Origin of the sequence: Streptomyces sp. R-74717 (assembly GCF_047305335.1) — a bacterium.
In the GTDB taxonomy this organism is placed as follows: Bacteria; Actinomycetota; Actinomycetes; order Streptomycetales; family Streptomycetaceae; genus Streptomyces; species Streptomyces atratus.
In genome coordinates this window covers 6,863,538-6,888,088 of sequence record NZ_CP102361.1, presented here as the reverse complement: position 1 = coordinate 6,888,088, position 24,551 = coordinate 6,863,538, and the positions used below count along the sequence as shown (strand labels likewise).

Genomic DNA, 24,551 nt, shown 5'->3' with positions numbered 1-24,551 from the left:
CGTCGGCCGCACCGAGGTCGTGCGGGACCGGCCACCACGCCCGTTCTAGAACGCGTTCTAGCCGATGACCCCATGTATAACGCAGCGCCCAGCAGTTGTGAAGACCGTTGCTGACGCAGCGTCAGACATGATTCCTCCGGGGCCGGCGCCATGACATATGTCATCGCGAAGTCCGTACACACACCTCTGCCGGGGCCTCGGGCACCCTCCGTAGCGTCGTGGTCATGAAACAGACAACGGGGAACTCGGCCGCGGTGGTCCTCACCGCGGCGGTCAAGACCTTCGGCCGGGCGGGGCGCAGCGTACGGGCCGTGGACGGGGTCGATCTGTCCATCGGCCGCGGCGAGACCGTCGCCCTGCTCGGCCGCAACGGGGCGGGCAAGTCCACCACCATCGGCCTTCTGCTGGGTCTGAACGAGCCGGACTCCGGCAGTGTGCGGGTGCTGGGCCGGACCGCCGGGCAGGCGGTACGGGCCGGTCTGGTCGGCGCCATGCTCCAGGACGGGCGGCCCATCCAGCGGGTGACCGTCCGCGAACTGATCACCTTCGTCGCCTCGACCTACCCGCAGCCGATGCCGGTGGCCGAGGCGCTCTCGCTGGCGGGCGTCACCGCGTACGCGAACCGACGCATCGACAAGCTCTCCGGCGGCCAGACCCAGCGCGTCCGCTTCGCCGTCGCGCTGGCCGGCAACCCCGAGCTGATCGTCCTGGACGAGCCGACCGCCGCCCTGGACGTGGAGGCGCGCCGGACGTTCTGGGACTCGATGCGGGCCTACGCCCGGCGCGGCAACACCGTGCTCTTCTCCACCCACTATCTGGAGGAGGCCGACGAGAACGCCGACCGGATCGTCGTCATCGACCGGGGCCGGATCGTCGCGGACGGCACCGGCGACACGATCAGGGGCGCGGCCGGCAGCAGTCTCGTCTCCTTCGACCTGGCGGGCCGGCCGACCGAGGGCCTGGAACTGCTTCCCGGCGTCGTCACCGTCGAGGTGTCCGGGGACCGGGCGCTGCTGCACACCGACGATTCGGACGCCACCGTCATCGAGCTGGCCCGCCTCGGCGCGATCCGTGACCTCCGCGTCTCGCGGGCCACGCTGGAGGACGCGTTCCTCGCCCTCACCGGACCGGCCGCCGCAGCACCCGCAACAGATTCCGCGAGGGAGACCGTGTGATGTTCCGCTACATCGTGCTCGAAGTGCGCAGGACCCTGCGTGACGGCTTCTTCCTGATCTTCGGGACCGGGATGCCGGTGATGATGTATCTGCTCTTCACCAACATCGGCGGGGGCGAGGGCGTCGACGGCTGGAAGACGGCCTCGATGGTCGGCATGGCCGCGTACGGTGCGCTGGGCTCCGCCATGTCCATCGGTACGGGGGTCGCCTCCGACAGGACGCTCGGCTGGCTTCAACAGCTGCGGGTCACTCCGCTCGCCCCTTCGCAGGCGGTCGTGGGCCGGGCGATCAGCGGTTCGGTGACCGTCCTGCCGACGATCCTGACGGTGCTGCTGACCGGCGGACTGCTCAACGGGGTACGGCTGGACGCCTGGCAGTGGATCGCACTGGCACTGCTGCTGTGGATCGGCGCACTGCCGTTCACCCTGCTCGGCCTCGGCAACGGCTACCGGCTCACCCCGCAGGGCACCGGGGTCGTCAACGTGGCCTGCCTGATGGGCTTCGCGATCGCCGGCGGGCTGTGGTTCCCGCTGGACCTGCTTCCCGAATGGCTGCGTTCCATCGGCAGGTTCACCCCCGCCAACCGGTTCGCCGATCTGGGCTGGGCCACCACCGACGGGCACGCGCCCGGCACCGGCACGATCGCCGTGCTCTGCGCGTGGCTCCTGCTGTTCGGTACGTACGCCGTGATCTCGTACCGTCGGTCCGCGAGGACCGTGTGACAGGAGTGGACATGGCCAGGAACCGAACGGGTACGCGGACGGGCACGTGCCGGGAAGGGCACAGACGGCGCGACGACCGGCGCCCCGGCCCGCCCGGACCGTACACCCTGCTGCCCTGGCTGCTGATGGGCATGGGCGCCTTCTCCAATCTCTTCCAGGGCGAGACCCCCAACCCCTGGCTCGGCGGCCTCGGGCTGTTCACGTTCAACTCCCTCTACATCTCCGTGGTGTTCCGCGGCTTCGACAAGAGGAAGCGCGAGAGCCCGGTGTCGTACTGGCTGCTCGCGGCGATGGCCGCCGTCACGTTCGGGCTCGCGATCGGCTACGGCGGGAGCTGGCTGCTGTTCTTCCCGCTGCTCTCACTGGCCTGCGGCACCATCCTGCGCCACCGGCAGCTGGCCGTCGGCCTGCTCTCCCTCGCCGTGGTCGCCGCCCTCATCGCCGTGTGGCGCGGGAGCGGCGGCTCGGAACCATGGACGATCGGATACGGCACCTTCATCTCGGGCGCGGTCACCGCCGCGATCCTCACCCTTGCGGAGACCGTGATGGAGCTGCGCGCCACTCGGCAGGAACTGGCCCGCACCGCCGTGGAGAAGGAGCGACTGCGGTTCTCCCGCGATCTGCACGATCTGCTGGGCCACACGCTCTCCGTGATCGTGGTCAAGTCGGAGGCCGCGCGCCGGCTCGCGCCGCGCGACATGGATGCGGCGCTCGTCCAGGTCGCGGACATCGAGTCCGTCGGCCGCCAGGCCCTCACCGAGATCCGCGAGGCCGTCACCGGCTACCGCGAGGGGAGCCTCGCCACCGAACTGGACCGGGCCCGGTCCGCGCTGACCGGCGCCGGGATCGAACCGGTACTCCGCCGCTCGGGACCGCCGCTCGCCCCGCAGACGGAGGCGCTGCTCGGCTGGGTGGTGCGGGAGGCCGTCACCAATGTCGTACGCCACTCCAACGCCACCACCTGCTCTTTCGTCGTCGACGGCACATCCGAACGGGTCCGGCTCACGGTCACGGACGACGGCTGCGGACCGGACCCGGGCACACCGGCAACGCCCGGTATCGGCGGCACCGGACTGACCGGCCTCACCGAGCGCCTCGCCGCGGCGGGCGGCTCGCTCCGGGCGGGCCCGGGGCCGGAGCGCGGCTTCGTGCTCACCGCGGAACTGCCGGTGGACGGGACGGATCCGGCGGACGAGGACGCGGCCACCGGTTCCGCCCGGAGCCATACGCTGGGCCTGTGAACGAGATGCCGCAGGATCACCGTCCGACCAAGTCCGTACGCGTTCTGCTCGCCGAGGACCAGGGCATGATGCGGGGTGCGCTCGCCCTGCTGCTCGGCCTGGAACCGGACATCGAGGTCGTGGCGCAGGTGGGCGCCGGGGACGAGATCGTGGCTGCCGCGCTGCTGTCCCGCCCGGATGTGGCGCTCCTGGACATCGAACTCCCGGGCCGCAGCGGTCTGGACGCCGCCGCCGATCTGCGCGAGGAGGTGCCGGACTGCCGGGTGCTGATCCTCACCACGTTCGGCCGTCCCGGCTATCTGCGCCGGGCGATGGAGGCCGGGGCTGCGGGGTTCCTGGTCAAGGACGGCCCGGTCGAGGAGCTCGCCGCCGCGATCCGCCGGGTACTGAGCGGTGAGACGGTCATCGACCCGGCGCTGGCCGCCGCCGCGCTCAGCGCCGGACCGAGCCCGCTGACCGCGCGGGAGCGGGATGCGCTGAACGCCTCGGTGGACGGGGCGACGGTCGCCGACATCGCGGCGAAGCTGCATCTGTCCGAGTCGACGGTGCGGAACTACCTGTCGTCCGCGATCGGCAAGACGGGGACGCGCAACCGGATGGAGGCGGTGCGGGCGGCTCGGCAGCAGGGCTGGCTGTAGGCGGGGCTTCGCGGGCCTCCCAGGTCCTGTCGAGCGTGCGTACCAGGCGTCGCGCGGCAGACCGCAGTTCGACGACAGTCCTAGTGCCGGTCGGACCGGTGGCGTGGCAGCCACAGCGCCATCAGCAGCAGTCCGCCCAGCAGTACCGTGCCGGCCGTCCGGAACGCCAGCGCGTACCCGGCCGTGAGCTCCTCGGGCCCGGTGCCGCCCGCGGTGCGTGCGGCGGCGACGGTGGAGAGCACGGCGAGACCGAGCGCACCGCCCATCGTGCGGGAGGTGTTGACGAGGCCGGAGACCAGACCGGCCTCGCCGTGGGCCGCCCCCGTGATGGCGAGGGAGGCGAGCGGGGTGGATGCCAGGCCCGCACCGGCCATCATCAGGACGCCGGGCAGACAGACCGAGGTGAGGTACGAGCCGTCGGCACCCATCGTGGACTGCCAGCCGAAACCCGCGGCGGCGACGGTCGTGCCGATGAGCGCCAGGTTCTTCGCGCCGACCCTGGCCATGACGCGGGGCGCGCACTTCGAGCCGATGACGATGGCCAACGACGTGGGCATCAGGGCGAGTCCGGCCTGCAACGGGGTGTAGCCCAGCACCGTCTGGGCGTACACGGTCATGAAGTACCACATCGAGAATCCCGCGGAACCGATCACGAACATCGCCGCGTTCGCCGAGGTCACCGCCCGCACCCCGAGCATCCTGAGCGGCATCAGCGGCTCCGCGGTCCTGGCCTCCACCACCACGAAGGCGATCAGCAGGGCCACCCCACCGAGCAGCGGCACCAGGGTCGCCGCCGCGGTCCAGCCCGACTCCTCGGTCTGCACGATGCCGTACGCGACGGAGGCGAGGCCCGCCGTGACGAGTACCGCGCCAAGGAAGTCGATCCGTCGCCGGTCGCCCGCCCGGCCCTCGGCGAGCCAGACCGCCGCGCCGGCCAGGACGAGCACGCCGACCGGCACATTGATCAGCAGGACCCAGCGCCAGGACAGCAGATCGGTGAGCACCCCGCCGATCAGCCCACCGGCCGCTCCGCCGCCCGCACCGACGGCCATCCAGGTGCCGATCACCTTCGTCCTGGCCGGGCCCTCGGGAACGGCGGTGGTGAGCAGGGTGAGGGTGGCGGGGGCGAGCACGGCGGCGCCGAGCCCCTGCGCGGCGCGGGCGGCCAGCAGCTGCCAGCCCTCCTGGGCGAGCCCGCCGGCCAGGGAGGCCGCGGTGAACAGGCCGAGGCCTATGAGGAACATCCGCTTGCGGCCGTAGATGTCGGCGGCGCGCCCGCCGAGCAGCATGAACCCGGCGAACGCGATCGAGTAGGCGTTGAGCACCCATTGCAGTCCGGCGGTGCTCATCCCGAGGTCGGAACGCATGGACGGCAGGGCGACATTGACGACGGATACATCGAGCACGACGAGGAACTGCCCGACACAGGCGGCGAACACCGCCGCCCAGGTGCGGGTCCTGTGCCGTTGTTGCATGGGTGCGGGCGTCGTGACGTCAACCATGGCCGTCATACTCGCAGCCGCCCTGCGCCCCGTACATCGGTATTCGGGCCGACCCTGGCTCGGTCCGGCGACGTACACGATGCGCGCCGATCCCCCAGCTAACGCCGTAGCAACGTCACCACCGCCGCTCCACCGAGGCCGATGTTGTGGGCCAGACCGACCCGGGCGTCCTTCACCTGCCTGCCCTGTGCCTCTCCCCTGAGCTGCCAGGTGAGTTCGGCGGCCTGGGCGATTCCGGTGGCGCCGAGCGGGTGCCCCTTGGAGATCAGCCCGCCGGACGGGTTGACCACCCACCGGCCGCCGTACGTGGTGGCACCGGACTCGACGAGTTTCCCGGACTCGCCCTCGCCGCACAGCCCGAGCGCCTCGTAGGTGAGGAGTTCGTTGATGGAGAAGCAGTCGTGCAGCTCGATGACGTCGAGGTCGGCGGCCGAGAGCCCGGAGGCCTCGTACACCTGCTGGGCGGCGGCCCGCGACATCGGCTGTCCGACGGCGTCGATGCAGGTCCCGGAGGCGAAGGAGTCACCGGTGTCGGTGGTCATCGCCTGGGCGACGATCTCGACCGCCCGGTCGCCCAGGCCGTGGCTCTCGACGAAGCGTTCCGATACGACGACGGCGGCGGCCGACCCGTCGGAGGTGGGTGAGCACTGGAGTTTGGTCAGCGGGCGGTGGACGGTCTTCGCGGCGAGGATCTCCTCGACCGTGTACGGGTCCTGGAACTGGGCGTACGGGTTGTTCACCGAGTGCCGGTGGTTCTTGGCGCCGACCGCGGCGAGTTGTGCCTCGGTCGTCCCGTACCGCTCCATGTGCTCGCGGGCCGCGTTGCCGAATATCTGGGCGGTGGGCGGGCTCATCTCGAAGCCGTGGGCGGCAGCCATGATCCCGTAGTGCCGGGCGACGGGTGATGTCTTGAAGTCGGCAGCACCGCCGTCGGCGCCTTTGCCGCCGAGCGCACCGCGCGCCATCTTCTCGAAGCCGAGCGCGAGGACGCAGTCGCTGCCGCCGCCCTCGACGAACTGCCGGGCCATCATCAGCGCGGTGGAGCCGGTGGCACAGTTGTTGTTGACGTTGTAGACGGGCACTCCGGTCAGCCCGAGTTCGTACACGGCGCGCTGACCGGCGGTGGATGCCTGGAAGCAGTAGCCGACGGCGACCTGCTGTACCTGCTCGTACGCGAGGGAGGCATCGGTGAGCGCCGCCGTGCCGGCCTCCTTCGCCATGTCCCAGTACTGCCAGTCGCGTGTCTCGGGCTTCTCGAACTTCGTCATTCCGACACCGACGATGTACGCCTTCATGAGCAAGTCCCTTCAATCGCGCGGGAGGCCGAGGATGCGCTCGGCGACGACATTGAGCTGAACCTGGGTGGTGCCGCCCGCGATGGTCAGACAGCGGGACATCAGGAAGCCGTGCACGGCCCGCTCCGCCGCCCCTTCGCCGGCCGCGCCGGCCGGGCCGAGGAGTTCGAGGGCCAGTTCGGCGACCTTCTGCTGGTGGGTGGTCTGGACGAGTTTGCGGATGGAGGCTCCCGCACCGGGTTCGAGACCGGACACCTGCTGCAGGGTGGTCCGCAGTCCGATGCAGGCGAGTGCGTGGGCCTCGGCGGCGAGTGCTCCGATACGGGCCCGGTATGTGCCGTCGAGTTCGCCGGAGCGGGCGATCAGTGCCTCGAGGCCGGTGTCGAAGGTCATCTGGTCGGCCATGTGGACGCGTTCGTTGCCGAGGGTGTTGCGGGCGACCCGCCAGCCGTCGTCGATCTCGCCGACGAGGGCGTCGGCGGGGAGCAGAACGTTGTCGAAGTACACCTCGTTGAAGAGGGAGTCGCCGGTGATCTCCTTCAGCGGGCGGATGTCGATGCCCTCGGTGTTCTTCATGTCGACGAGGAAGTAGCCGATCCCCTGGTGCTTGGGGGCGTCCGGGTCGGTCCTGGCCAGCAGAATTCCGTGGTCGGCCCATTGGGCGGCGCTGGTCCACACCTTCTGCCCGTTGATCCGCCAGCCCTCGGCCGTCCGCTCGGCCCTGGTCCGGAGCGACGCGAGGTCGGAGCCCGCACCGGGTTCGGAGAACAGCTGGCACCAGAGGAGTTCACCCCGCAGGGTGGGCAGCAGGTAGCGGTCCTGCTGCTGCGCCGTCCCGTGGGCGATGAGCGAGGGGACGACCCAGGTGGCGATCCCGAGGTCACTCAGCTTCACCCCCTGTTCCTTCAACTCCTGCTGTATGGCGAGTTGTTGGACGGGACCGGCGCCCAGCCCGTAGGGGGCGGGGAGGTGCGGGGCCGCGTAGCCGGTCGGTGCGAGGGCGCGGCGGGCGGCCTTCGGGCCGAGGCCTCGGGCGGCGGCGACGGCCTCGCGCGCCCCGGCCCGGTGGACTGCGGCCTCGGCGGGGAGTTCGAGGGTGAGTTCGCGACGTGCCCCGCCGTCGGCCAGCCGTACGGCCCGCAGCCGGTGGGCGTCGCCGGCCCCGAGCAGTTGCCGGGCCACCAGGGCCCGGCGCAGATACAGATGGGCGTCGTGCTCCCAGGTGAAGCCGATGCCGCCGAGGATCTGGATGCAGTCCTTGGCACAGCCGTACGCGGCGTCGAGGGCGTCCGACGCGGCGAGGGCAGTGACCATGGACCGTACGTCCGGCTCCTCCTCGTCGGCGGCGCGGGTCGCGTCCCACACCAGCGCGCGGGCCCGCTCGACCCGTACGAGCATGTCGGCACAGAGGTGTTTGATGCCCTGGAACTGTCCGATGGGGCGGCCGAACTGTTCGCGGACCTTGGCGTATTCGACCGCGGTGTCCAGCGCCCGGGCCGCGATTCCACACGCTTCGGCGGAGAAGAGGACAGCGGCGAGGTCGCGTACGTGCGCGGTGTCGGCCCGCACGACACGTTCCGCGGGAACGAGTACGCCCTCGGCGCGTATCCCGGCCGTGGGGCGGGTCGGGTCGGCGCTGCGGTGCGGGCGGACGGTCAGCCCTTCCGTGGCGGCGTCGACGGCGAACCAGAGGGTGCCGGCGGCCGATTCGGCGGGGAGCAGAAGCAGGTCGGCATCGGCGCCCGAGAGGACGGGCGGCGCCGCCCCGTCGAGCAGATGGCCGTCCTCGTGCTCCACGGCGGTGAGGGTGCCGGGGCCGAGGGCGACGGCGCCGATGCGCGTGCCGTCCGCGAGGTCTTGCACCAGCGCGCCCGCCCCCGACGCGTGCAGTACGGCGGAGGCGAGGGAGCTCGCGAGATACGGGCCGGGGAGCGCGGCCCGGCCCGCCTCCTCCAGGACCACGGCCAGATCGAGGAGCCGGCCGCCCCCGCCCCCGTACTCCTCGGGCAGATGGACGGAGAGGAGGCCCTGTTCCACAAGGCCGTCCCAGTGCCCGGGGCGCACGCCAGGGGTACCGGGGGCGTCCGCGTCGAGGAGCTTGCGTATCTCCTGAGGCGGTACGGCGCGCGCCAGCCAGCCTCGTACGGCCTGCGCCAACTCCCTCTGTTCTTCGGTGATTCCGATGCCCATGCGGATCCTCGCCGGTCGCAGCCACTGGAACGGCGCAAGAGTAGAACACGTTTCAATCTGACGGAAGGTCAGCGGAGTGGTCCGATGGCGGCCGGATCGCCGCACGCCTCGGGGCCGGGCGCGCGGCCGTGTCCCGTTCGTACCGCGTTCACCGGAATACCTCGGACATGCGGAAGGTTTCACCCTGCACACACCTGGCGGTCGGTGCTGCCCGCCAATGGACCTGCACGCCTCTTCAAACCCTCGATCACGCCGCCCGGAGGCCGCACGTATGCCACAGACGACGAACGAACGGCACGCCGGGGAACTCCCCGATCCGCGGAGGCGCAGGGTGGGCGGCGGTGTCGTCCCCGTGCTCGCCTTCGCGGGTATCACCGTCGCGGTGATGCAGACCCTGCTCGTCCCCGTCATCAAGGATCTGCCGACCCTTCTCCACACCGATCCGTCCAACGCCACCTGGGTGATGACCGCGACTCTGCTGGCGGGGGCCGTCGCGACCCCGATCATGGGGCGGCTCGGCGATCTCTACGGCAAGCGGAAGATGCTGCTCGCCAGCCTCGCCGTGATGGTGATCGGTTCACTGATATGCGCCTTCACCGACGATCTCGTGGTCATGATCGTGGGACGCGCGCTCCAGGGCTTCGCCATGGGCGCCATCCCGCTGGGCATCGGCATCATGCGCGACGAGTTGCCGCGCGAGAGGCTCGGCTCGGCGATGGCCCTGATGAGCTCCTCGATCGGGGTGGGCGGCGGACTCGCGCTGCCCGCCGCCGCGCTGGTCGCCCAGCACTCCGACTGGCACACCCTGTTCTTCGGCGCGGCCGGTCTCGGTGTGCTGTCGATGGTGCTCACCGTCCTCGTCGTGCCGGAGACCACGCTGCGCGCCCCCGGACGGTTCGACATCGTCGGCGCGCTCGGGCTCTCGCTCGGCCTGGTCTGCCTGCTGCTGCCCGTCACCAAGAGCAGTGACTGGGGCTGGACCTCGGGCACCACGCTCGGTCTGATCGCCGCCGCTCTGGTGATTCTGGTTCTGTGGGGCCTCTTCGAGCTGCGCAGCCCGGCGCCGCTGGTCGATCTGCGGACCACGGCCCGGCGCGAGGTGCTGCTCACCAACCTCGCCTCGATCATGGTCGGGGTCGCCTTCTACGCCGTCTCGCTCGTCCTGCCGCAACTGCTCCAGCTGCCGGCGTCGACGGGGTACGGACTCGGCCGGTCGATGGTGGTCGCCGGGCTGTGCGTGGCGCCGCTCGGCCTGACGATGATGTTCGTCGCCCCGCTGTACGCCCGGCTGTCCGCCCGCCGCGGCCCCAAGGTGTCGCTGATGCTCGGCATGCTGATCATCGCGATCGGTTACGGGGCCGGGCTCGGGCTGATGAGCGCCGCCTGGCAGACCGTCGTGATCGCGGTGGTGCTCGGGGCCGGTATCGGACTCGCGTACTCCTCGCTGCCCGCACTGATCATCGGGGCCGTCGATCCGTCCGAGACGGGTGCGGCCAACGGTCTGAACACTCTGATGAGGTCGATCGGTACGTCGGTGTCGAGCGCCGTGATCGGCATGGTGCTGGCGAACACCTCGGTGCGGACGGGCGGGGTGTCGTTGCCCTCGATGGAGGGGTTCCGCATCTCGTTCCTGATCGCGACGGGCGCGGTGCTGGTCGGGCTGGTGCTGGCCGCGTTCCTGCCGTCGCAGCGCGATGCGATGCGCCCGGCGCTGCTGGCGAGCAGCGACGACGACGCGTCGGCCCCCGCACTCTCCGCATCCCGCCCGGTCACCGGTTCGGGCGGCTTCCTCGGCCGGGTGCTGGACACGGACGGTACGCCGGTGGCCCGCGCCAATGTCACGCTGATCGACCACCGGGGCCGGCAGGCCGGTCTCACCGTGGCGGACGAGGACGGCCACTACTTGCTGGCCGCCCCGTCCGGCGGCAACTTCGTGCTGGCCGGATCGGCCACCGGATACGCGCCGCGCGCCTACCCGGTGGTCCATCCGGGCAACGGGCTGCCGGTCGATGCCGACCTGGTGCTGACGGTCAGCGCACCGGAGCGTCGAACCGCGGTGTCGTCGTGAGCAGATGAGAGACGTCCGACCCGACCGGAAGCTCCTGCGGCTGTGCGCCGCGGGTGAACAGCCGGGCGGGGCGGGCACCCTGCACCCGGGCCTGGCGCCCGTTGACCCGCAGCCATGCCCCCTCGCGCAGGCCGAGCACCGGCACGTCGTTCTCCTCGAGGAACTCGGTGAGCCGCTCCTCGCGGGTCTCGCCCTTGTGGGTGCTCTCCGGGTCCGGGTCCAGATAGTGCGGGTTGATCTGGAACGGGACGAGGCCGAGCGTCTCGAAGGACGGTGGCTGCACGATGGGCATGTCGTTGGTGGTACGGAGGGTGGGCGCCGCCATGTTCGTACCCGCGCTGGCCCCCATGTACGGCAGCCCGCCCTGCACCGCTTCGATCACGGCGTCCCGCAGACCGGTCCGGTACAGCGCGCTCAGCAGCCGGAAGGAGTTGCCGCCGCCTATGAACACGGCGTCGGACGCGGCAAGTTCGGCGACCGGGTCGGCGTTCTCGTGGACCCCTCGGACGCTGATGCCGGAGGGTGCGAGGGCGTCGCGGACGCGTGCGGTGTACGCGGTGTAGTCGGCGAGCGCGTACGGAACGAAGGCCAGTCGGGCGCCGGAGGGCAGGAACGCGGTGACGGTGTCCAGGGCATGTTCCAGATAACCGCAGCCGTACTGGGTGGAGTTGGAGAGCAGCAGCAGATTCACCTCTTGGGTTCTCTTCGGATCAGGTGGTGCGGGTGCGACGGGCGCGGGGCTTCGGGTGCTGCGGAGGCTGGGTGAGCCGCCTCTCCAGCAGCTGGGCCGCGTGGCGCAGGGCGTGGAGCCGGTCCTGTGGCGTCCTGCGGAAGAGCTCCTCGGCGCCGCCGAGGCTGAGGCTCCCGTACGGTTCGGACCCGAGGAAGACCGGCACGGCGACGGTCGCGATTCCGGTGTCGTACTCACCGACCGTCCAGGCGTACCGTTCCTAGCCAGTGTGCATGAGTGAGTCCTGGGACCCACTGATGTGTACTGGGCGCATCCCGAACGGTGTTGGATGCACTCGGTCCCCGCTTTCGCGTCCCGTTCGGCGGCACGTCTCTGGGGGCGTGGTCCGTTGCGGGTGGGCGGTTTCCGTCACGTCCTCGGGTGCCTGGTGGGGCCTGGGCGGTCCGATGCCCCGCACGATCACTCCGGTCGTGTGGGGGCGGTGCCGTCCGACGCCGGATCGGGTGTCCGAGGGCGCGTCGTCCGATCGCGATGCCGGCGGCATCGTGACGGGACATCTTTCGCTTGGCGGTGGCCAGCGGTTTCTGCCAGTGCTGGGCACCCCACATGCTGGTGTAGGCGGGGTCGACCGCGACAATGCTCAGGCCCTGTTCGGCGGCCATGGAGACCAGCCGGGCCTTGAGCTTCCCGGTCGGAATACCGGAGATCAGCTGCCGGAACCGCTTCTTGCGGCCGTGCTTCTCCCGCGTTTTCTCGGTGGTGAAGTCGAGGTCCTCGATGGCGATCGCGGTGACACCGGCCTGCTTGGCCCAGTTGATCAGGCGGGTCAGGGCGTGGCGGATCTGGGCGTCGCGGTGATCGGCGGTGCCGGACAGGTCGTAGAAGAACCGCCGGGGCTCGCCGATGGGGTTGCCGTGTGGGTCGAGGCGGTAGGCGGCGAAGTGGTCGGCGTTGGTGTCGACGCCGATCATGCCCCGGGCCCGGGCTGCCTCCAGCGGGATGGTCTGGACGGCGGGGCGCTGCCAGGACGCGGTCAGGTACCAGCGGCCACGGCCCACGTCGAGGTGGATGCGGTAGGCCACGGCCCGGTTCGCGACAATGCGATCGGCCCACTCCTGACCCCGGTGCGCAAACGCCACGGTCGAGGTGAGGGTGTACCGGCCGTGCTTGGCGTTGGCCAGGTGCGCGAGCGGGGCGGGCAGTTTGATGGACACTTCACCGTCCAGGGTGACGCGGATGGTCTCGTTCCCGAACCGTTTCCCGGACTCGCCGTCGGCGGCGATGAACCAGCGTTCCGCTTCCCAGCGCTCCCGCCACTGCTCCTCGGTCAGCCGGGCCTGGGTGAGGTGATGGCGGGTGTTCAGGAGGCGTCTGCCGCCCCGCACGACCCGGACGCGTCCGGCCTGCCGGTCACGGACCGCGGCATCGTGCCGGGCTTCCAGCGCCGCGAGGCGGCGGGACTTACGGAACCACTCGCCCTTGGAGCGGTAGCCACCGGCGGCCCGCTTCGTTCCCCTCGCGCCGATGGGGAGGGACAGGCGGTGCCGCAGCGTCCTGATCCCGGCTTCCAGATTCCGGATGTGCGCCGCCTGACAACGGCGCGCCAGCGCCCACTGGTCATGGGAGGCCTTGGTGATCGCACCGGCGATCCGCGACGACGACAGTGCGGTCAGGTCCCGCTTGCGCGACGCCCAGGTGTCCGCGCTGTGCTCCAGGCCATCCGCACAGCGAGCCCTGAGATCACGCGAAGCCAGACGGCCCTGATGCTCACCGACTGCACGCAGGACTATCTCGTCCTGGGGCGTGAGGTGCTTGAGGCGGTCCCGGATCGCCACCCCGCACGGCCCGGGCACCACGAAGGATGCCGCCAACTCCCGCACACCACCCACCACAACACCCCCTCCCCCAGACTGGACACCTGCTACCCAGCCCAACGAACAGCAGATGCCAAGGTCACCCATTCGAACGACCCGGACGCAGCCCGCGCCTTCGCCAAGCAGCTGAACGCCCCGCTGATCTGCAAGCCCGTACTCGGCGGTCGCCTGGACACAGGCGAAGGGCGAGAGTTGATGCCCGGATCGTGCACCGTACGACCGCATCATCGCCACGGCCGGACTCCGGCACATCCCGCCCCCGTTCCTCTCCCAGGTACATGAAGGCACGGTGGTCGTCGCCCCCGTCGGCTTCGGTGTGGCGAGGGTGGTTGTCTCGGACGACGGCGAGGCGGCTGGGCGGTTCCTCTCGACACCCGCGTTCTTCATGCCACGCCGTACGCCAGGAATGAAGCCCGACTTCGCGGGCCTGGAAGTCCGGTCGGTCGAGAAGACTGCGGTTCCGGCCAGGGACGTGCTGGACCGGCTGAAGTTCCCCCTGTCTCTCGCACTCCCCGGATACCACTCGTGTTCCTGGCGTGATGACAAGGGCAACCTGACCGGCGTGGGACTGTGGGTGGACGACGGCTCCACGGCCACGGCCCACGTCGGGGGAAGCGTCCGTCAAATCGGCGCTCGTCGGCTCTGGGACACGGTTGAGGAACTTGCCTCGATCTTCCCGGAGAGCACACCCGCCCGCGACGACTTCGGGCTCACGATCAACCCTGACGGCCAGCGGGCCTGGTACCGCGCACCGGACGGCCCGACGTGGAATCTTCCCTGAAGGCCGCGGTAGGCGGGCGTGAGTTACACGACCTGACCCGCCTAATGCAACGTTACCCAAAGTACGTCCCCTTCGCCTGCTGGAAGGTCAGGCACAGGGGGTCCTCGCCCGCTCGCTCGATGGTCCTGGTGACGGTGCGCGGGACTTGGTGTGGCTCACATGCTGACGCCACACCGGGCCCCGCGCTCCGCATCAGGAACCCTCGATCAGTTTCTCTACCTCGGGCGGAAGTTCTGAGCCGGAGTAAGCGGCGAAGACCGTGGCTTCCTCGGGTGTGTCCCCGATGGCGATGGCCACCTCGGGAGAGATGCCGTCCACCTCGTAGGCGCTCTCCGTCGTGGCCGGCTCCTCGTTCTTGTCCCGGCCGCCGGTGTCGTCACAGAGTGGTTTGGTGGCAACGCCGAGCTTCTTCCCGACCGTGAAGTCCACGTTCGCCACGTCCCGATACGATCGGTCCTGGTAGGTGTATTGGTTGACGCAGGAAGCCGATTCCTCCCCACCGCTACTGCTGTCGGCCGTGCACGCGGCTGCTGACATCACCATGGCCGCCGCCAATAGCGCGGCCGCGGTTCGTCCGGTCGAGCTCATCCGTTTCCCCCTCAGCAGATGCGGCGAAGAGCGAGTTCTCCCTTGCCAGGAGTCCTTGCCTTCGTTGTGCATGTAAACGAGATTCGTGCGCATGGTGAGGCCCTCATATCCCGAACCGACACGCCCCAGCCCGTTGATGTGTCCGCGCCTCATGAGTGATCATGGTCGGCCGGGGCAGCCCTGGTGAGCGCCGCATCCGGCCGCAGGAGCGAGCACCCGCCCAGTCAGGTCGACGAACTTCGCGCCGAGTAGACGTCAGCAACCCGGATCAGGTTCCCTTGTCGCGCCACCGCCCCGTTTCGGACCACGGCGTGAACATCTCGTCGACCGCCGCGAGAGCGGCCAAAGCCTCGGCCGGTCCGCCCGCGTCATCCAGGACGCCCCGCCGACGCCGTCGGCGGGGGCGTACGGCACGATGGGGCGCCGTCGAAACGCGCGCCCCGTAGAACCGCCCCCACCAGGAGGAACCCGTGCCCGCCGAGTCCGTCGCCGAGCCCAAGCCCGAGATTCTCGCCGCCTTCCAGGCCGCCAAGGGCTTCATGCCGGTGGTCGAAGGACTCGCGCTGTACGAGGCCGCCGTCGATGCCGCCGCGCTGGGGCTGCCGGTCCTCGAGGTCGGGACCTACTGCGGGCGCTCCACCATCCTGCTCGCCGACGCCGCGCGGGCGGCCGGTGTGACGGCTCTCACCGTCGACCACCACCGCGGCAGCGAGGAACAGCAGCCCGGCTGGGAGTACCACGACCCGACCGTGGTGGACCCGGAGGTCGGCCGGATGGACACGCTGCCGACGTTCCGCCGGACCCTGCACGCGGCGGGTCTCGAAGACCATGTCGTGGCACTGGTCGGACGGTCTCCGCAGGTCGCGGCCGTGTGGGGCGGGAAGCTCGGCTTCGTCTTCATCGACGGCGGTCACACGGATGAGCATGCCAACGGTGACTACGAGGGCTGGGCGCCGCATGTCGCCGATGGCGGGCTGCTGGTGATCCACGATGTGTTCCCGGATCCCGCGCACGGGGGCCAGGCCCCGTATCGCGTCTATCTGCGGGCGCTGGCCTCGGGCGCGTTCACCGAGGTCTCGGTGACGGATTCGCTGCGGGTTCTGCGGCGTACCGGAGCGGGGATCTGAGGGCAGCCGGATACGGCCCCGGTCGGGTGCGGGTCTCCGGGTCCCGGTCGGGTACCGGTGTTCGGACCGGTCGGTCCGAGGCGCCCCGATAGCATCGCGGGGTGCCGTACGACGAGAGCGTTCCCCCCACCCCACGCCGCCGGCCCCTGCTCGCCGCCGCCGCGCTCGCAGCCGTGTGCCTGAGTGCCGCGGGCTGCGGCGCGGACGGTGCCGGCGGCGGGGCGCAGGCCCTGCCGGGCAACAGCGGTGGCGCTACCGCGTCGCCGTCGGCCCCGCCGTCGACGAGCACTCCGGTGCCGGAGAAGACGTCCGCCTCCCCCACCCCGTCCGTGAAGCCGTCGAAGTCCGCGCCCGGCCGGGCGTCCGGGCCGCTGTCCGGGAAGACCGTCGTCATCGACCCCGGCCACAACCCGAACAACCATCTGCACACCCGCGAGATCAACCGCCAGGTGGACATCGGCACCACGCACAAGGAGTGCGACACCACCGGAACCTCGACCAACTCCGGCTACGCGGAAGCCCAGTTCACCCTCGATGTGTCGCACCGGCTGCGTACGCTCCTGCAGGACCAGGGTGCGAAGGTCGTGTTGACGTACGACAACGACCGCCCGTACGGGCCCTGTGTCGACGAGCGGGCCCGGATCGGCAATGACGCCAAGGCCGATGCGGTGGTCTCGGTGCACGCGGACGGTTCCGCGGTCGGCAACCGCGGCTTCCATGTGATCCTCCCCGCGCTGGTACGGGGTGGAGCGGCGGACACCTCGAAGATCGTCGAGCCGTCGCGCGATCTCGGCACCCGGATCGCTGGTCTCTTCGTCCGCGACACCGGAAGTGCACCTTCCAATTACGTAGGCGGCAATACCGGGTTGGACATCCGCAAGGACCTGGGCGGACTGAATTTGTCGACCGTGCCCAAAGTGTTCATCGAATGCGGCAATATGCGTGATCCGAAGGACGCCGCCCTGCTCACCAGTGCGAGCTGGCGCCAGAAGGCGGCGCAGGGCATCGCCGATGGCATCAGCAGCTATCTGAAGGGGTAGCAAGAGGTAGTTCTGAGGCGAAATTGGGGGGAAGTGCGTCCAAGGTCCAGGCAGGAGCACAACCTGCCCGGGCAGACGATAGATTCATCCGTACGATGGGGAGCCGCCCCCGAGCTTCGCGCCGTGCCCGCCCTACCGGTGGCAGCGACGACCGCCCCTACGAGACGACCGACTAAGGACCTTCACGTGAATATCCGCTCCCTCACTCGAGGCGATGGCGTGGTGATCGGAGCAGCGGTCGTGCTGTTCATCGCCTCTTTCCTCGATTTCTTGTCCTACGGCGAGCTCAGCGTAAAAGCGCCGAACGCCTGGGAGTCGTTGGGCAACGCGCTCGGTGTCTACATGGTCGGGGTGGCCGGTGCGGCACTGATCATCCTGTCCCGCTCGCAGCCCCAGCCCCGCAAGGTCGCGGGTCTGGACCTCAGCCAGTTCGGTGTCGCGGCTACGGTCTTCACCGCCTGGAACCTTCTCTGGACGATCATCGACCTCGGCCAGGTCGACGCCGGTGCGGGTCTCATCCTCGGCCTGATCGCCGCCCTGGCGCTGGCCGCGGGCGCGATCGCCACTCCGCTGGTCCCCGCGCTCAAGGCCCCGCTGGCAAGCGCCCCGCGCCCGCAGGCCGTGCAGTCGCCGTACGGCGGCCAGCCGCAGCCCGGCCAGGGATACGGCTACCCGGGCGCCCAGCAGCAGCCGTACGGTGCACAGCCGGGGCAGCCGCAGCCGCAGCCGCAGCCGCAGCCGTACGGTGCGCAGCCGCAGGCCGGTCAGCCGCAGCCCGGTCAGCCGCAGCCGCAGCAGGCCCAGCCGGCTCCGGCGGCCGGTGCCCCGGCCGGTGACTTCACGCCGTTCTGGTTCGCGGTGCCGGTGGCCCGCCCGCTGTACGGGGAGGACGGTTCGCCGTCGCCGATCGCCGAGTTGGCGCCCGGCACCTGGTACCTCGCGGTGGAGCAGCGCGGTCCGGCCCTCATCGCCCAGACCCAGGACGGCCGTCGTGGTGTGCTCCAGGACACCACGGGCATCCAGCGCGGCTGAGTCCACGCTTGCGTAGCACGAACAGCGGCCTCCCGCCCCTTCCGGGCGGGAGGCCGCTGTCGTACTCTCCGTCCACGCGTCAATGATCTGACATGACGTCAGAAATGGTGGGAGGCAACGGAATGCGGCTGGGACTCGCGCTCGGTTACTGGGGCCGCGGCCCGAACCCCGCCCATCTGGAGCTCGCCCGGGAGGCGGAGGAGCTGGGGTACGGCTCGGTGTGGACGGCGGAGGCCTGGGGCTCCGACGCGTTCACCCCGCTGACCTGGATCGCCGCGCACACCTCCCGCATCCGGCTGGGCACCGGTATCGCGCAGATGGCGGCGCGCACCCCGACGGCGACCGCCATGCACGCCCTGACCCTCGACCATCTCTCCGGCGGCCGGATGATGCTCGGCCTGGGGCTGTCCGGGCCGCAGGTGGTGGAGGGCTGGTACGGGCGGCCGTTTCCGAAGAGCCCGCTGACCGCGACCCGCGAGTACGTCGACGTCATCCGCCAAGTACTCGTCCGCGAGGCTCCCGTTGAGCTGGACGGGCGCTTCCACTCCCACCCGTACAACGGTCCGGACGCCACCGGTCTGGGCAAGCCGCTGAAACCGATCACCCATCCGCTGCGGTCCCGGCTGCCCGTACTGCTCGGGGCGGAGGGGCCGAAGAACATCGCGCAGACGACGAGGATCGCCGACGGCTGGCTGCCGTTGTACTGGTCACCACTGCGCACCGATGTGTACGAGGCGTCGCTGGCCGATCTCCCCGACGGCTTCATGGTCGCGCCGATGGCCCGCGCGCACGTCTGTGACGATGTCGCAAAGGGGCTGCTGCCAGTGAAGGCGATGCTCGGCTTCTACATCGGGGGGATGGGGCACGCGGCCCGTAACTTCCATGCCGATCTGATGGCGCGGATGGGATTCGAGGAGGAGGCGCGGCGGATCCAGCAACTGTTCCTCGAAGGGCGCAAGGAGGAGGCGGTGCTGGCCGTGCCGGACGCGTTCGCCGATGAGATCTCGCTCGTCGGGCCCCGTCAACGGATCGCGGAGCGGCTGGAGTTGTGGCGCAAGGGGCCGGTGACCGATCTGCTGGTGACAGCACCGGACCCGCACACCCTGCGGGTGCTCGCGGAGCTCAACTAGGCCGAGCCGGGTCCGTCGGCCAGGCCCCGGTGCCGACCGGCGCGGGCCGCACCCGCCGTCGTGGCGCGGTGCGCTCCCAGGGCTGGGGGTCGGGGTACGTCAGGAGTTCCAGCGTGCTGCCCCATGGGGTGCGCAGATACGCGAACCGGTTGCGCTCCCCCGCTTCGGGGCCCGACAGCGGCTGCGCCTGGGCGAGCAGCGAGGCTCCCGCGGCGACACAGTCCCGCACGGCCGCGTCCAGATCGTCGGCGTAGAGCGCCACATGCTGCCAGCCGAAGTCGCAGGGCAGCACCGGTGGTTCCCGGCGGGGGCCCTGGAACTCGTACAGCTCGATGCCCGGGCCGTCGCCGGGAAGGGCCAGCATCCGGATCGCCAACTGCTGTGTGCCCGCGGGGACTCCGAGCCGCCGCTCGACGTCCGGCCCGCCCTGCGGGTGGTCCTGGCGGCGCAGGGTGTTGTACAGCACCTCGGCGCCGAACGCCCTGGCAAGAAAGAGGGTGGCTGTCTCCAGGTCGGGGACCGTGACCCCGATGTGGTCGATGCCTCGCACACTTGTGGCCGTCATGGGTTCACCGCTCCTGTCCCGGGGCTGCGCAGACCGCCCCGTCCGCCCCGGAGCGGGCCCGCTCCGGGGTCGTGCCCCCGCGCGACCAGGCCAGCAGTTCGTCGGCCGACCACGTGGTGATGACGCGTTCCGCCGGGACGTGGCATTCCTCGGCGCGGGCGCAGCCGTGGATCTGCCAGTCCAGCTGTCCGGGCGCGTGTGCGTCGGTGTCGATGGAGAACAGGGTGCCCGCGGCGACGGCGCGGCGCAGCAGCCGGCGGGGCGGGTCGAGCCGTTCGGGCCGGCTGTTGATCTCCACCGCCGTGCCCGCCTGCGCGCACGCGGCGAAGACCTCGTCCGCGTCGAACCGGGACTCCGGGCGGCCCCGGCCGGTGATCAGCCGCCCGGTGCAGTGCCCGAGGACGTTCGCCCGGGGATTGCGGACGGCCGCGAGCAGGCGTCTGGTCATCGGGGCAGCGTCCATCCGCAATTCGGAGTGTACGGAGACCACCACGACGTCCAGTTGCTCCAGCAACTCCTCCTCCTGGTCGAGGGAGCCGTCGGGGAGGATGTCGCACTCGATGCCGGTGAGCAGCCGGAACGGCGCCCAGCCCGCGTTCAGCCCGGCGATCACATCCAGTTGCCGGCGCAGCCGCTCCGGGGAGAGCCCGTTCGCCACGGTCAGCCGAGGCGAGTGGTCGGTGAGGACCGCCCACTCATGGCCCAGCTCCGCCGCCGTGCGGCCCATCTCCTCGATCGGGCTGCCGCCGTCCGACCAGTCGGAGTGCAGATGGCAGTCGCCGCGCAGCAGGGCGAGGAGGCTCCGGCCGCCCTCGGCGAGTGGGGCGGCAGCGGCCTCTTCCTCCAGCCGCTCCAGGTAGCCGGGCACTTCCCCGGCCACCGCCTCGCGGATCACCTGCGCGGTCTTCGGCCCGATGCCCCTGACCGACTCCAGCGAGCCGTCCGCCACCCGCTGTGCGGCCTCGCCGTCCGTCATCGCCGCCACCACGTCGGCGGCCGTACGGAATGCCTGAACGCGGTAGGTGTCGGCCCTGCCGCGTTCCAGCAGGAAGGCGATCCGTTTCAGGGCGCGGACGGGCTCCATCGGCACCTCCACAAAAGCCGCCGGACACAACGGGCTCTCCCCTCCAGCTTGGCTCAGCACCGCCGCCCCCGCACAGCGGACGGGGACCGCACAGCGGGCAGCGGCCGGTGGGGGCTCAGCCGAACGCCGCACGCTCCAGCCAGAAGTCCAGCAGTTCCGCGTCCCCCAGCACCTCGACCCGGTCACTGTCCGGAGCGAGGCGCCGGTTGAACACCAGCATGACGTCGGTGAGCGGGCCCCGCAGCGCCACGGTCGCCTTCTCGTGGGCGCGCCGCCAGGTGAAGCCGTCCTCCCCGAACTCGATCAGCCACTCGGCACCCGGCGCGTCCGTGGCGTGCAGATGGATCGAGCGACCGGCGCCGGTCAGTTCGGCGGCCTCCTTCTTGTAGCCCACGGCCTGTGCGAAGGCGATGATCTCCAGCCACTCCTCGATGGTGTCCGCTGCCAGCTCCGGGGCCACCTCGTACCCGGCCTGCGCGGTGAGCGCCGCGTCGGCCTGGTGGACGATCGTCTCGTGCGCCATGCGACGCGCCCAGAAGCCGGTGCTCCGCTCCCACCCCCAGGACCACACCTCCTGGTCCGGGCCGGCCGCCCGCAGCGCCTCGACGGTCTTCGCCGCGCCGTCCGCCAGCCAGGCGTCGAGCACGGCGGGGTCGTCGCCTTCGGGCCTGAACTCCGGTACCCGTTCATGCGGGACCGCTTCGGTCGCCCCGGTACGTACGATCTCGCCCGCCCAGCGATGGGCGCCGCCGACATGGACGGCGAGGTCGCGCAGGGTCCACTCGGGGCAGGTCGGGACGGTCGCTTCGAGATCCGCGCCCCGGAGCACCGCCCTCAACGCGTCGGTGCGGCCGATGATTTCGTCACAGTAGAGGTCGTGCGGGAGTGCGCTCATGACACGCACCCTAGTTCGATCAAGGGCCGGGATCCCATCGATTACCCGCCGAGTTGCGAGCTGCTGGGCACCTTGTCCTTCACCTCGGCGCCCGCGCTCTTGCCCGCGTCCTTGATGCCGCTGATCACGCTCTCGAAGGCGCCGATGTCGCCCGCGCCCGCCTCGCCATTACGGAGCTTGCTGCCGAGCCCCTTGAGCGATTCGATGCCCGCCGTCAACGGCGCGACCGCCTTCGACAGCAGCGGGTCGCCCTTGGCGTTGACCACCGCGGCCTTCAGCCGGTTGTAGGCGAAGCCGCCCGCGAGCCCGGCCTTGACCAGAGCGAACGTCCGTCCGTCCGCGCCCTTCTTGAACTTGCCCGCACGGTACGGCTTCACGATCCACTGGTACGTCGCACCGGCCGCGAGCCCCGCATTGGCGACGAACCGCGTCTTGGCGAACTTCTGCGCCTCGGCCGAGGACGTGCCGCTCGGGGAGGCGGAGCTGCTCGCGGTCTTGCTCTCATTGCCGCCGCCGCACGCGGTGGCGCCCACCAGTACGGCGCAGGACAGCAGCAGCGAGACGAGCAGACGGCGGAGCGGTGCGGGACGGTTCACGGCGGAACTGGGCACAGCGGGCCTCCCTGGGCGGGCGCATCACGGCGATCTTTACGGTGAGTGACGCCTCTGGGCACTCTCCGCAAGGCTCGCCCGGCCCCCGGCAGCGTGCCACTCGGGTCCGCCGTCCGGGTATCTCCTGCCGGGAAACGGCCACCCGGAACCCGTGTCTCCTCGAACAGGAACGAGAAGCGCCACCGCAGCACGTGTCCTGGCCGTCGTGGCCGACATCATGGCCTTCGTCATCGGCTTGTGGATCCTGATGTACCTACTGGAGGCCAACCGGGGCAACGACCTGGTGAATGTCGTCCAGCTCACCGCACGCCGGCTGGCCGGCTGGTCGTACGACCTGTTCACCTTCGGCGAGGCGTGGGCGCGGGTGGTCTCCGGATACGGGCCGGCCGCCGTCGTCCACCTCTTCGTGGGTCACGCGGTGGCCGGCCGCATCCGGCACCAGCTAGGACCTGTCCTGGCCGCAGCAGTCCGGTTCCAGCCCCCGCGGCAGCCGTTCGCCGCTGAAGACCGCGGTGGTCGCCTCGTCGCCGCCGAGCGCGGCCACCGCGAGCAGCAGCGAACCGGCGGTCCAGGTGGTGAGTTCCTCCGGCCAGAACGCCCGGTTGCCCTCGAAGACGTACCCCGTCCAGTACATGCCGCCGTCGGCGCGCAGATGCTGGATGGACTGGAGGATCTCCAGCGCCCGGTCGGACTCACCCATCACCCAGAGCGCCAGGGCGAGTTCACAGCTCTCGCCACCGGTCACCCACGGATTGGGCAGCACACAGCGCACCCCGAGGCCGGGGACCACGAAGCGGTCCCAGCTCTCCTCGACCCGCTCCTTGGCGGCCGCTCCGGTGAGCGCGCCGCCGAGGACCGGGTAGTACCAGTCCATCGAGTAGCGGCTCTTGTCCAGGAAGCGTTCCGGGTGGTTGCGGATCGCGTGGGCCAGCGCACCGGTCGCCAGCTCCCAGTCGGGCTGCGGCTCTTCGCGCCGTTCGGCGATGGCGAGTGCGCAGCGCAGCGCCTGGTGGATGGAGGAGCAGCCGGTCAGCAGCGCGTCCTCGACGGGCGTTCCGTCGGCTTCGCGCTTCCAGCCGATCTGGCCGCCGGGCTGCTGGAGCCGGAGCACGAATTCGACGGCGGCGTAGACCGTCGGCCACATCCGGTCGACGAACGCGTCGTCGCCGGTGGCGAGGTAGTGATGCCAGACACCGACGGCCACGTACGCGCAGAAGTTGGTCTCCAGACCGCGGTCGGTCGGCTGCTCCGGGTCTCCGTCGTGGTAAGCGGCGTACCAGGAACCGTCCTCGTTCTGATGCCGGGCCAGCCAGTCGTACGCGCGTTCCGCGGCGGCGTGCTCGCCGGCCGCGTCGAGGGCCATGGCGGCCTCGGTGTGGTCCCACGGGTCGAGGTGGTGGCCGCGGAACCAGGGCAGCGCACCGTCCTCGCACTGCGCGGCGAGGAGGGCTGCGACGGTCTCGGCGGCCTGCTCGGCGGTGAGGACTCCGGGCAGTACGAGGTGTTCGGTCTGCTCGGGAGTGGTCACGCCTCGGCCCTGGAGAGGTCCTCGGCAGCGGCGGCCACGGGCAGGTGCGGCTTGGTCGCGTACGCCACGAAGCTCTTGCCGACGACCGGGTTGAGCAGCTGCTCGGCGACCCGGGTGACGGCCGGCTTCTTCATGATGTCCCAGACCAGCAGCTTGTGGTACGCGCGGACCGGCAACGCTGCGTCCTTGCCGTCGCGGCCCACCCCGAACGCGCACTTGAGCCACCAGTACGGCGAGTGCAGGGCGTGTGCGTGGTGGGTGCCGTACGGCTTGAGGCCGGCGCCGCGGATCTTGCCGAGGAGTTCGTCGGCCCGGTAGATGCGGATGTGGCCGCCCTCGACCTCGTGGTACGCGTCGGAGAGCGTCCAGCAGACCTTCTCGGGGCCGTAGCGCGGCACGGTGATCGCGATCCGGCCGCCGGGCTTGAGGACCCGGACCATCTCGGCGAGCACACCCTTGTCGTCGGGGATGTGCTCCATCACCTCGGAGATGATCACGACGTCGAAGGACTCGTCGGGGAACGGCAGATTGAGCGCGTCGCCCTCCATCGCGGTGGCGGTGGCGCCCTCGGGGGCCTCCCCGGCCTCCTTCATCGCGGCGAACCACTTCGCGACCTCGCGGATCTCCTCGCCGTTCTGGTCGAGTGCCACGACCTGGGCGCCGCGCCGGTAGCACTCGAAGGCGTGGCGTCCGGCGCCGCAGCCCAGGTCGAGCACTCGGTCACCTGCGGCGAGCGGGAAGCGGGTGAAGTCCACGGTCAGCACGAATGCCTGC

General features: G+C 70.7%; 22 protein-coding genes and 2 pseudogenes. 11 read left to right on the top strand and 13 right to left on the bottom strand.

Features of this window, described 5'->3' with window-relative positions:
• Positions 1-224 precede the first annotated feature (224 nt).
• Genes NRF20_RS31590 through NRF20_RS31575 form a run of 4 tightly spaced genes read left to right on the top strand, consistent with a single transcriptional unit; the run spans position 225 to position 3,776 of the window.
• Entirely contained in the window at positions 225-1,175 is a 951-nt protein-coding gene (locus NRF20_RS31590) for an ABC transporter ATP-binding protein (protein ID WP_398631421.1), read from the top strand.
• The gene (locus tag NRF20_RS31585; protein WP_398631420.1) at positions 1,175-1,897 is read left to right on the top strand and encodes an ABC transporter permease; all 723 of its coding nucleotides are present in this window, start codon (positions 1,175-1,177) and stop codon (positions 1,895-1,897) included. Before NRF20_RS31590 ends, NRF20_RS31585 begins: the two co-directional genes overlap by 1 nt.
• Before the next feature lie 11 nt (positions 1,898-1,908).
• Positions 1,909-3,138 (top strand): sensor histidine kinase, encoded by a 1,230-nt coding sequence (locus tag NRF20_RS31580; protein ID WP_413753729.1) that lies wholly within the window; start codon positions 1,909-1,911, stop codon positions 3,136-3,138.
• A gap of 5 nt (positions 3,139-3,143) precedes the next feature.
• Positions 3,144-3,776 (top strand): response regulator transcription factor, encoded by a 633-nt coding sequence (locus tag NRF20_RS31575; protein ID WP_114248959.1) that lies wholly within the window; start codon positions 3,144-3,146, stop codon positions 3,774-3,776.
• Between the two features lie 80 nt (positions 3,777-3,856).
• Here the strand turns inward: NRF20_RS31575 and NRF20_RS31570 are convergent, their stop codons facing one another.
• From NRF20_RS31570 to NRF20_RS31560, 3 genes are all read right to left on the bottom strand, one after another.
• Positions 3,857-5,287 (bottom strand): MFS transporter, encoded by a 1,431-nt coding sequence (locus NRF20_RS31570; protein ID WP_413753728.1) that lies wholly within the window; start codon positions 5,285-5,287, stop codon positions 3,857-3,859.
• An 89-nt stretch (positions 5,288-5,376) separates the two neighbouring features.
• A complete protein-coding gene (locus NRF20_RS31565) occupies positions 5,377-6,573 on the bottom strand; it encodes a lipid-transfer protein (RefSeq protein ID WP_398631417.1) in 1,197 nt (398 codons plus the stop codon).
• Between the two features lie 12 nt (positions 6,574-6,585).
• On the bottom strand, positions 6,586-8,763 hold the full coding sequence (locus tag NRF20_RS31560) for an acyl-CoA dehydrogenase (protein ID WP_413753727.1): 2,178 nt from the start codon (positions 8,761-8,763) through the stop codon (positions 6,586-6,588).
• Positions 8,764-9,034: 271 nt separating this feature from the next.
• Here NRF20_RS31560 and NRF20_RS31555 point away from each other — a divergent pair, with 271 nt between their 5' ends.
• Positions 9,035-10,831, top strand: a complete 1,797-nt coding sequence (locus NRF20_RS31555; RefSeq protein ID WP_413753726.1) for an MFS transporter — start codon at positions 9,035-9,037, stop codon at positions 10,829-10,831.
• Here NRF20_RS31555 and pepE read toward each other — a convergent pair.
• The 3 genes and pseudogenes from pepE to NRF20_RS31540 form a co-directional block, all read right to left on the bottom strand.
• Positions 10,794-11,522, bottom strand: coding sequence for a dipeptidase PepE (pepE, locus tag NRF20_RS31550; RefSeq protein WP_413753725.1), 729 nt, complete (start codon positions 11,520-11,522; stop codon positions 10,794-10,796). The genes NRF20_RS31555 and pepE overlap by 38 nt on opposite strands.
• A 19-nt stretch (positions 11,523-11,541) precedes the next feature.
• A pseudogene (locus tag NRF20_RS31545) lies at positions 11,542-11,775 on the bottom strand (IclR family transcriptional regulator); the annotation flags it as partial.
• Positions 11,756-13,411 (bottom strand): IS200/IS605 family accessory protein TnpB-related protein, encoded by a 1,656-nt coding sequence (locus tag NRF20_RS31540; protein ID WP_413754627.1) that lies wholly within the window; start codon positions 13,409-13,411, stop codon positions 11,756-11,758. The pseudogene NRF20_RS31545 and the gene NRF20_RS31540, both read right to left, overlap by 20 nt.
• A 274-nt stretch (positions 13,412-13,685) precedes the next feature.
• Between NRF20_RS31540 and NRF20_RS31535 the strand changes: the two genes are divergently transcribed.
• Positions 13,686-14,177: a hypothetical protein gene (locus NRF20_RS31535; protein WP_413753724.1), complete on the top strand. Its 492-nt coding sequence runs from the start codon at positions 13,686-13,688 to the stop codon at positions 14,175-14,177.
• A gap of 192 nt (positions 14,178-14,369) precedes the next feature.
• On the opposite strand, the gene NRF20_RS31530 is transcribed toward NRF20_RS31535, so the two are convergent.
• Positions 14,370-14,858 (bottom strand): DUF6281 family protein, encoded by a 489-nt coding sequence (locus NRF20_RS31530; RefSeq protein ID WP_413753723.1) that lies wholly within the window; start codon positions 14,856-14,858, stop codon positions 14,370-14,372.
• Positions 14,859-15,235: 377 nt separating this feature from the next.
• On the opposite strand from NRF20_RS31530, the gene NRF20_RS31525 reads away from it, so the two are divergent.
• The 4 genes from NRF20_RS31525 (at position 15,236) to NRF20_RS31510 (ending at position 19,094) form a co-directional block, all read left to right on the top strand.
• Entirely contained in the window at positions 15,236-15,892 is a 657-nt protein-coding gene (locus NRF20_RS31525) for a class I SAM-dependent methyltransferase (RefSeq protein ID WP_413753722.1), read from the top strand.
• A gap of 101 nt (positions 15,893-15,993) precedes the next feature.
• Complete coding sequence (locus NRF20_RS31520) at positions 15,994-16,932, top strand: N-acetylmuramoyl-L-alanine amidase (RefSeq protein WP_398631411.1); 939 nt, start codon at positions 15,994-15,996, stop codon at positions 16,930-16,932.
• 219 nt (positions 16,933-17,151) lie between these two features.
• On the top strand, positions 17,152-17,964 hold the full coding sequence (locus NRF20_RS31515) for a hypothetical protein (protein ID WP_413753721.1): 813 nt from the start codon (positions 17,152-17,154) through the stop codon (positions 17,962-17,964).
• Positions 17,965-18,086: 122 nt separating this feature from the next.
• Entirely contained in the window at positions 18,087-19,094 is a 1,008-nt protein-coding gene (locus NRF20_RS31510) for an LLM class F420-dependent oxidoreductase (protein ID WP_398631507.1), read from the top strand.
• On the opposite strand, the gene NRF20_RS31505 is transcribed toward NRF20_RS31510, so the two are convergent.
• From NRF20_RS31505 to NRF20_RS31490, 4 genes are all read right to left on the bottom strand, one after another.
• Complete coding sequence (locus tag NRF20_RS31505) at positions 19,087-19,659, bottom strand: VOC family protein (protein ID WP_398631409.1); 573 nt, start codon at positions 19,657-19,659, stop codon at positions 19,087-19,089. The genes NRF20_RS31510 and NRF20_RS31505 overlap by 8 nt on opposite strands.
• Positions 19,660-19,663: 4 nt before the next feature.
• Positions 19,664-20,743, bottom strand: a complete 1,080-nt coding sequence (locus tag NRF20_RS31500; protein ID WP_398631408.1) for a PHP domain-containing protein — start codon at positions 20,741-20,743, stop codon at positions 19,664-19,666.
• 115 nt (positions 20,744-20,858) lie between these two features.
• Positions 20,859-21,638, bottom strand: a complete 780-nt coding sequence (locus tag NRF20_RS31495) for a maleylpyruvate isomerase family mycothiol-dependent enzyme (protein WP_413753720.1) — start codon at positions 21,636-21,638, stop codon at positions 20,859-20,861.
• A gap of 41 nt (positions 21,639-21,679) precedes the next feature.
• The gene (locus NRF20_RS31490; RefSeq protein ID WP_413754626.1) at positions 21,680-22,234 is read right to left on the bottom strand and encodes a hypothetical protein; all 555 of its coding nucleotides are present in this window, start codon (positions 22,232-22,234) and stop codon (positions 21,680-21,682) included.
• 166 nt (positions 22,235-22,400) lie between these two features.
• On the opposite strand from NRF20_RS31490, the pseudogene NRF20_RS31485 reads away from it, so the two are divergent.
• Positions 22,401-22,685: pseudogene (locus tag NRF20_RS31485) on the top strand (hypothetical protein); the annotation flags it as partial.
• A 6-nt stretch (positions 22,686-22,691) separates the two neighbouring features.
• Here NRF20_RS31485 and NRF20_RS31480 read toward each other — a convergent pair.
• On the bottom strand, positions 22,692-23,777 hold the full coding sequence (locus tag NRF20_RS31480) for a prenyltransferase (RefSeq protein WP_398631406.1): 1,086 nt from the start codon (positions 23,775-23,777) through the stop codon (positions 22,692-22,694).
• Complete coding sequence (locus NRF20_RS31475) at positions 23,774-24,541, bottom strand: class I SAM-dependent methyltransferase (RefSeq protein ID WP_266361748.1); 768 nt, start codon at positions 24,539-24,541, stop codon at positions 23,774-23,776. The genes NRF20_RS31480 and NRF20_RS31475 overlap by 4 nt, the downstream gene beginning before the upstream one ends.
• Positions 24,542-24,551 lie beyond the last annotated feature (10 nt).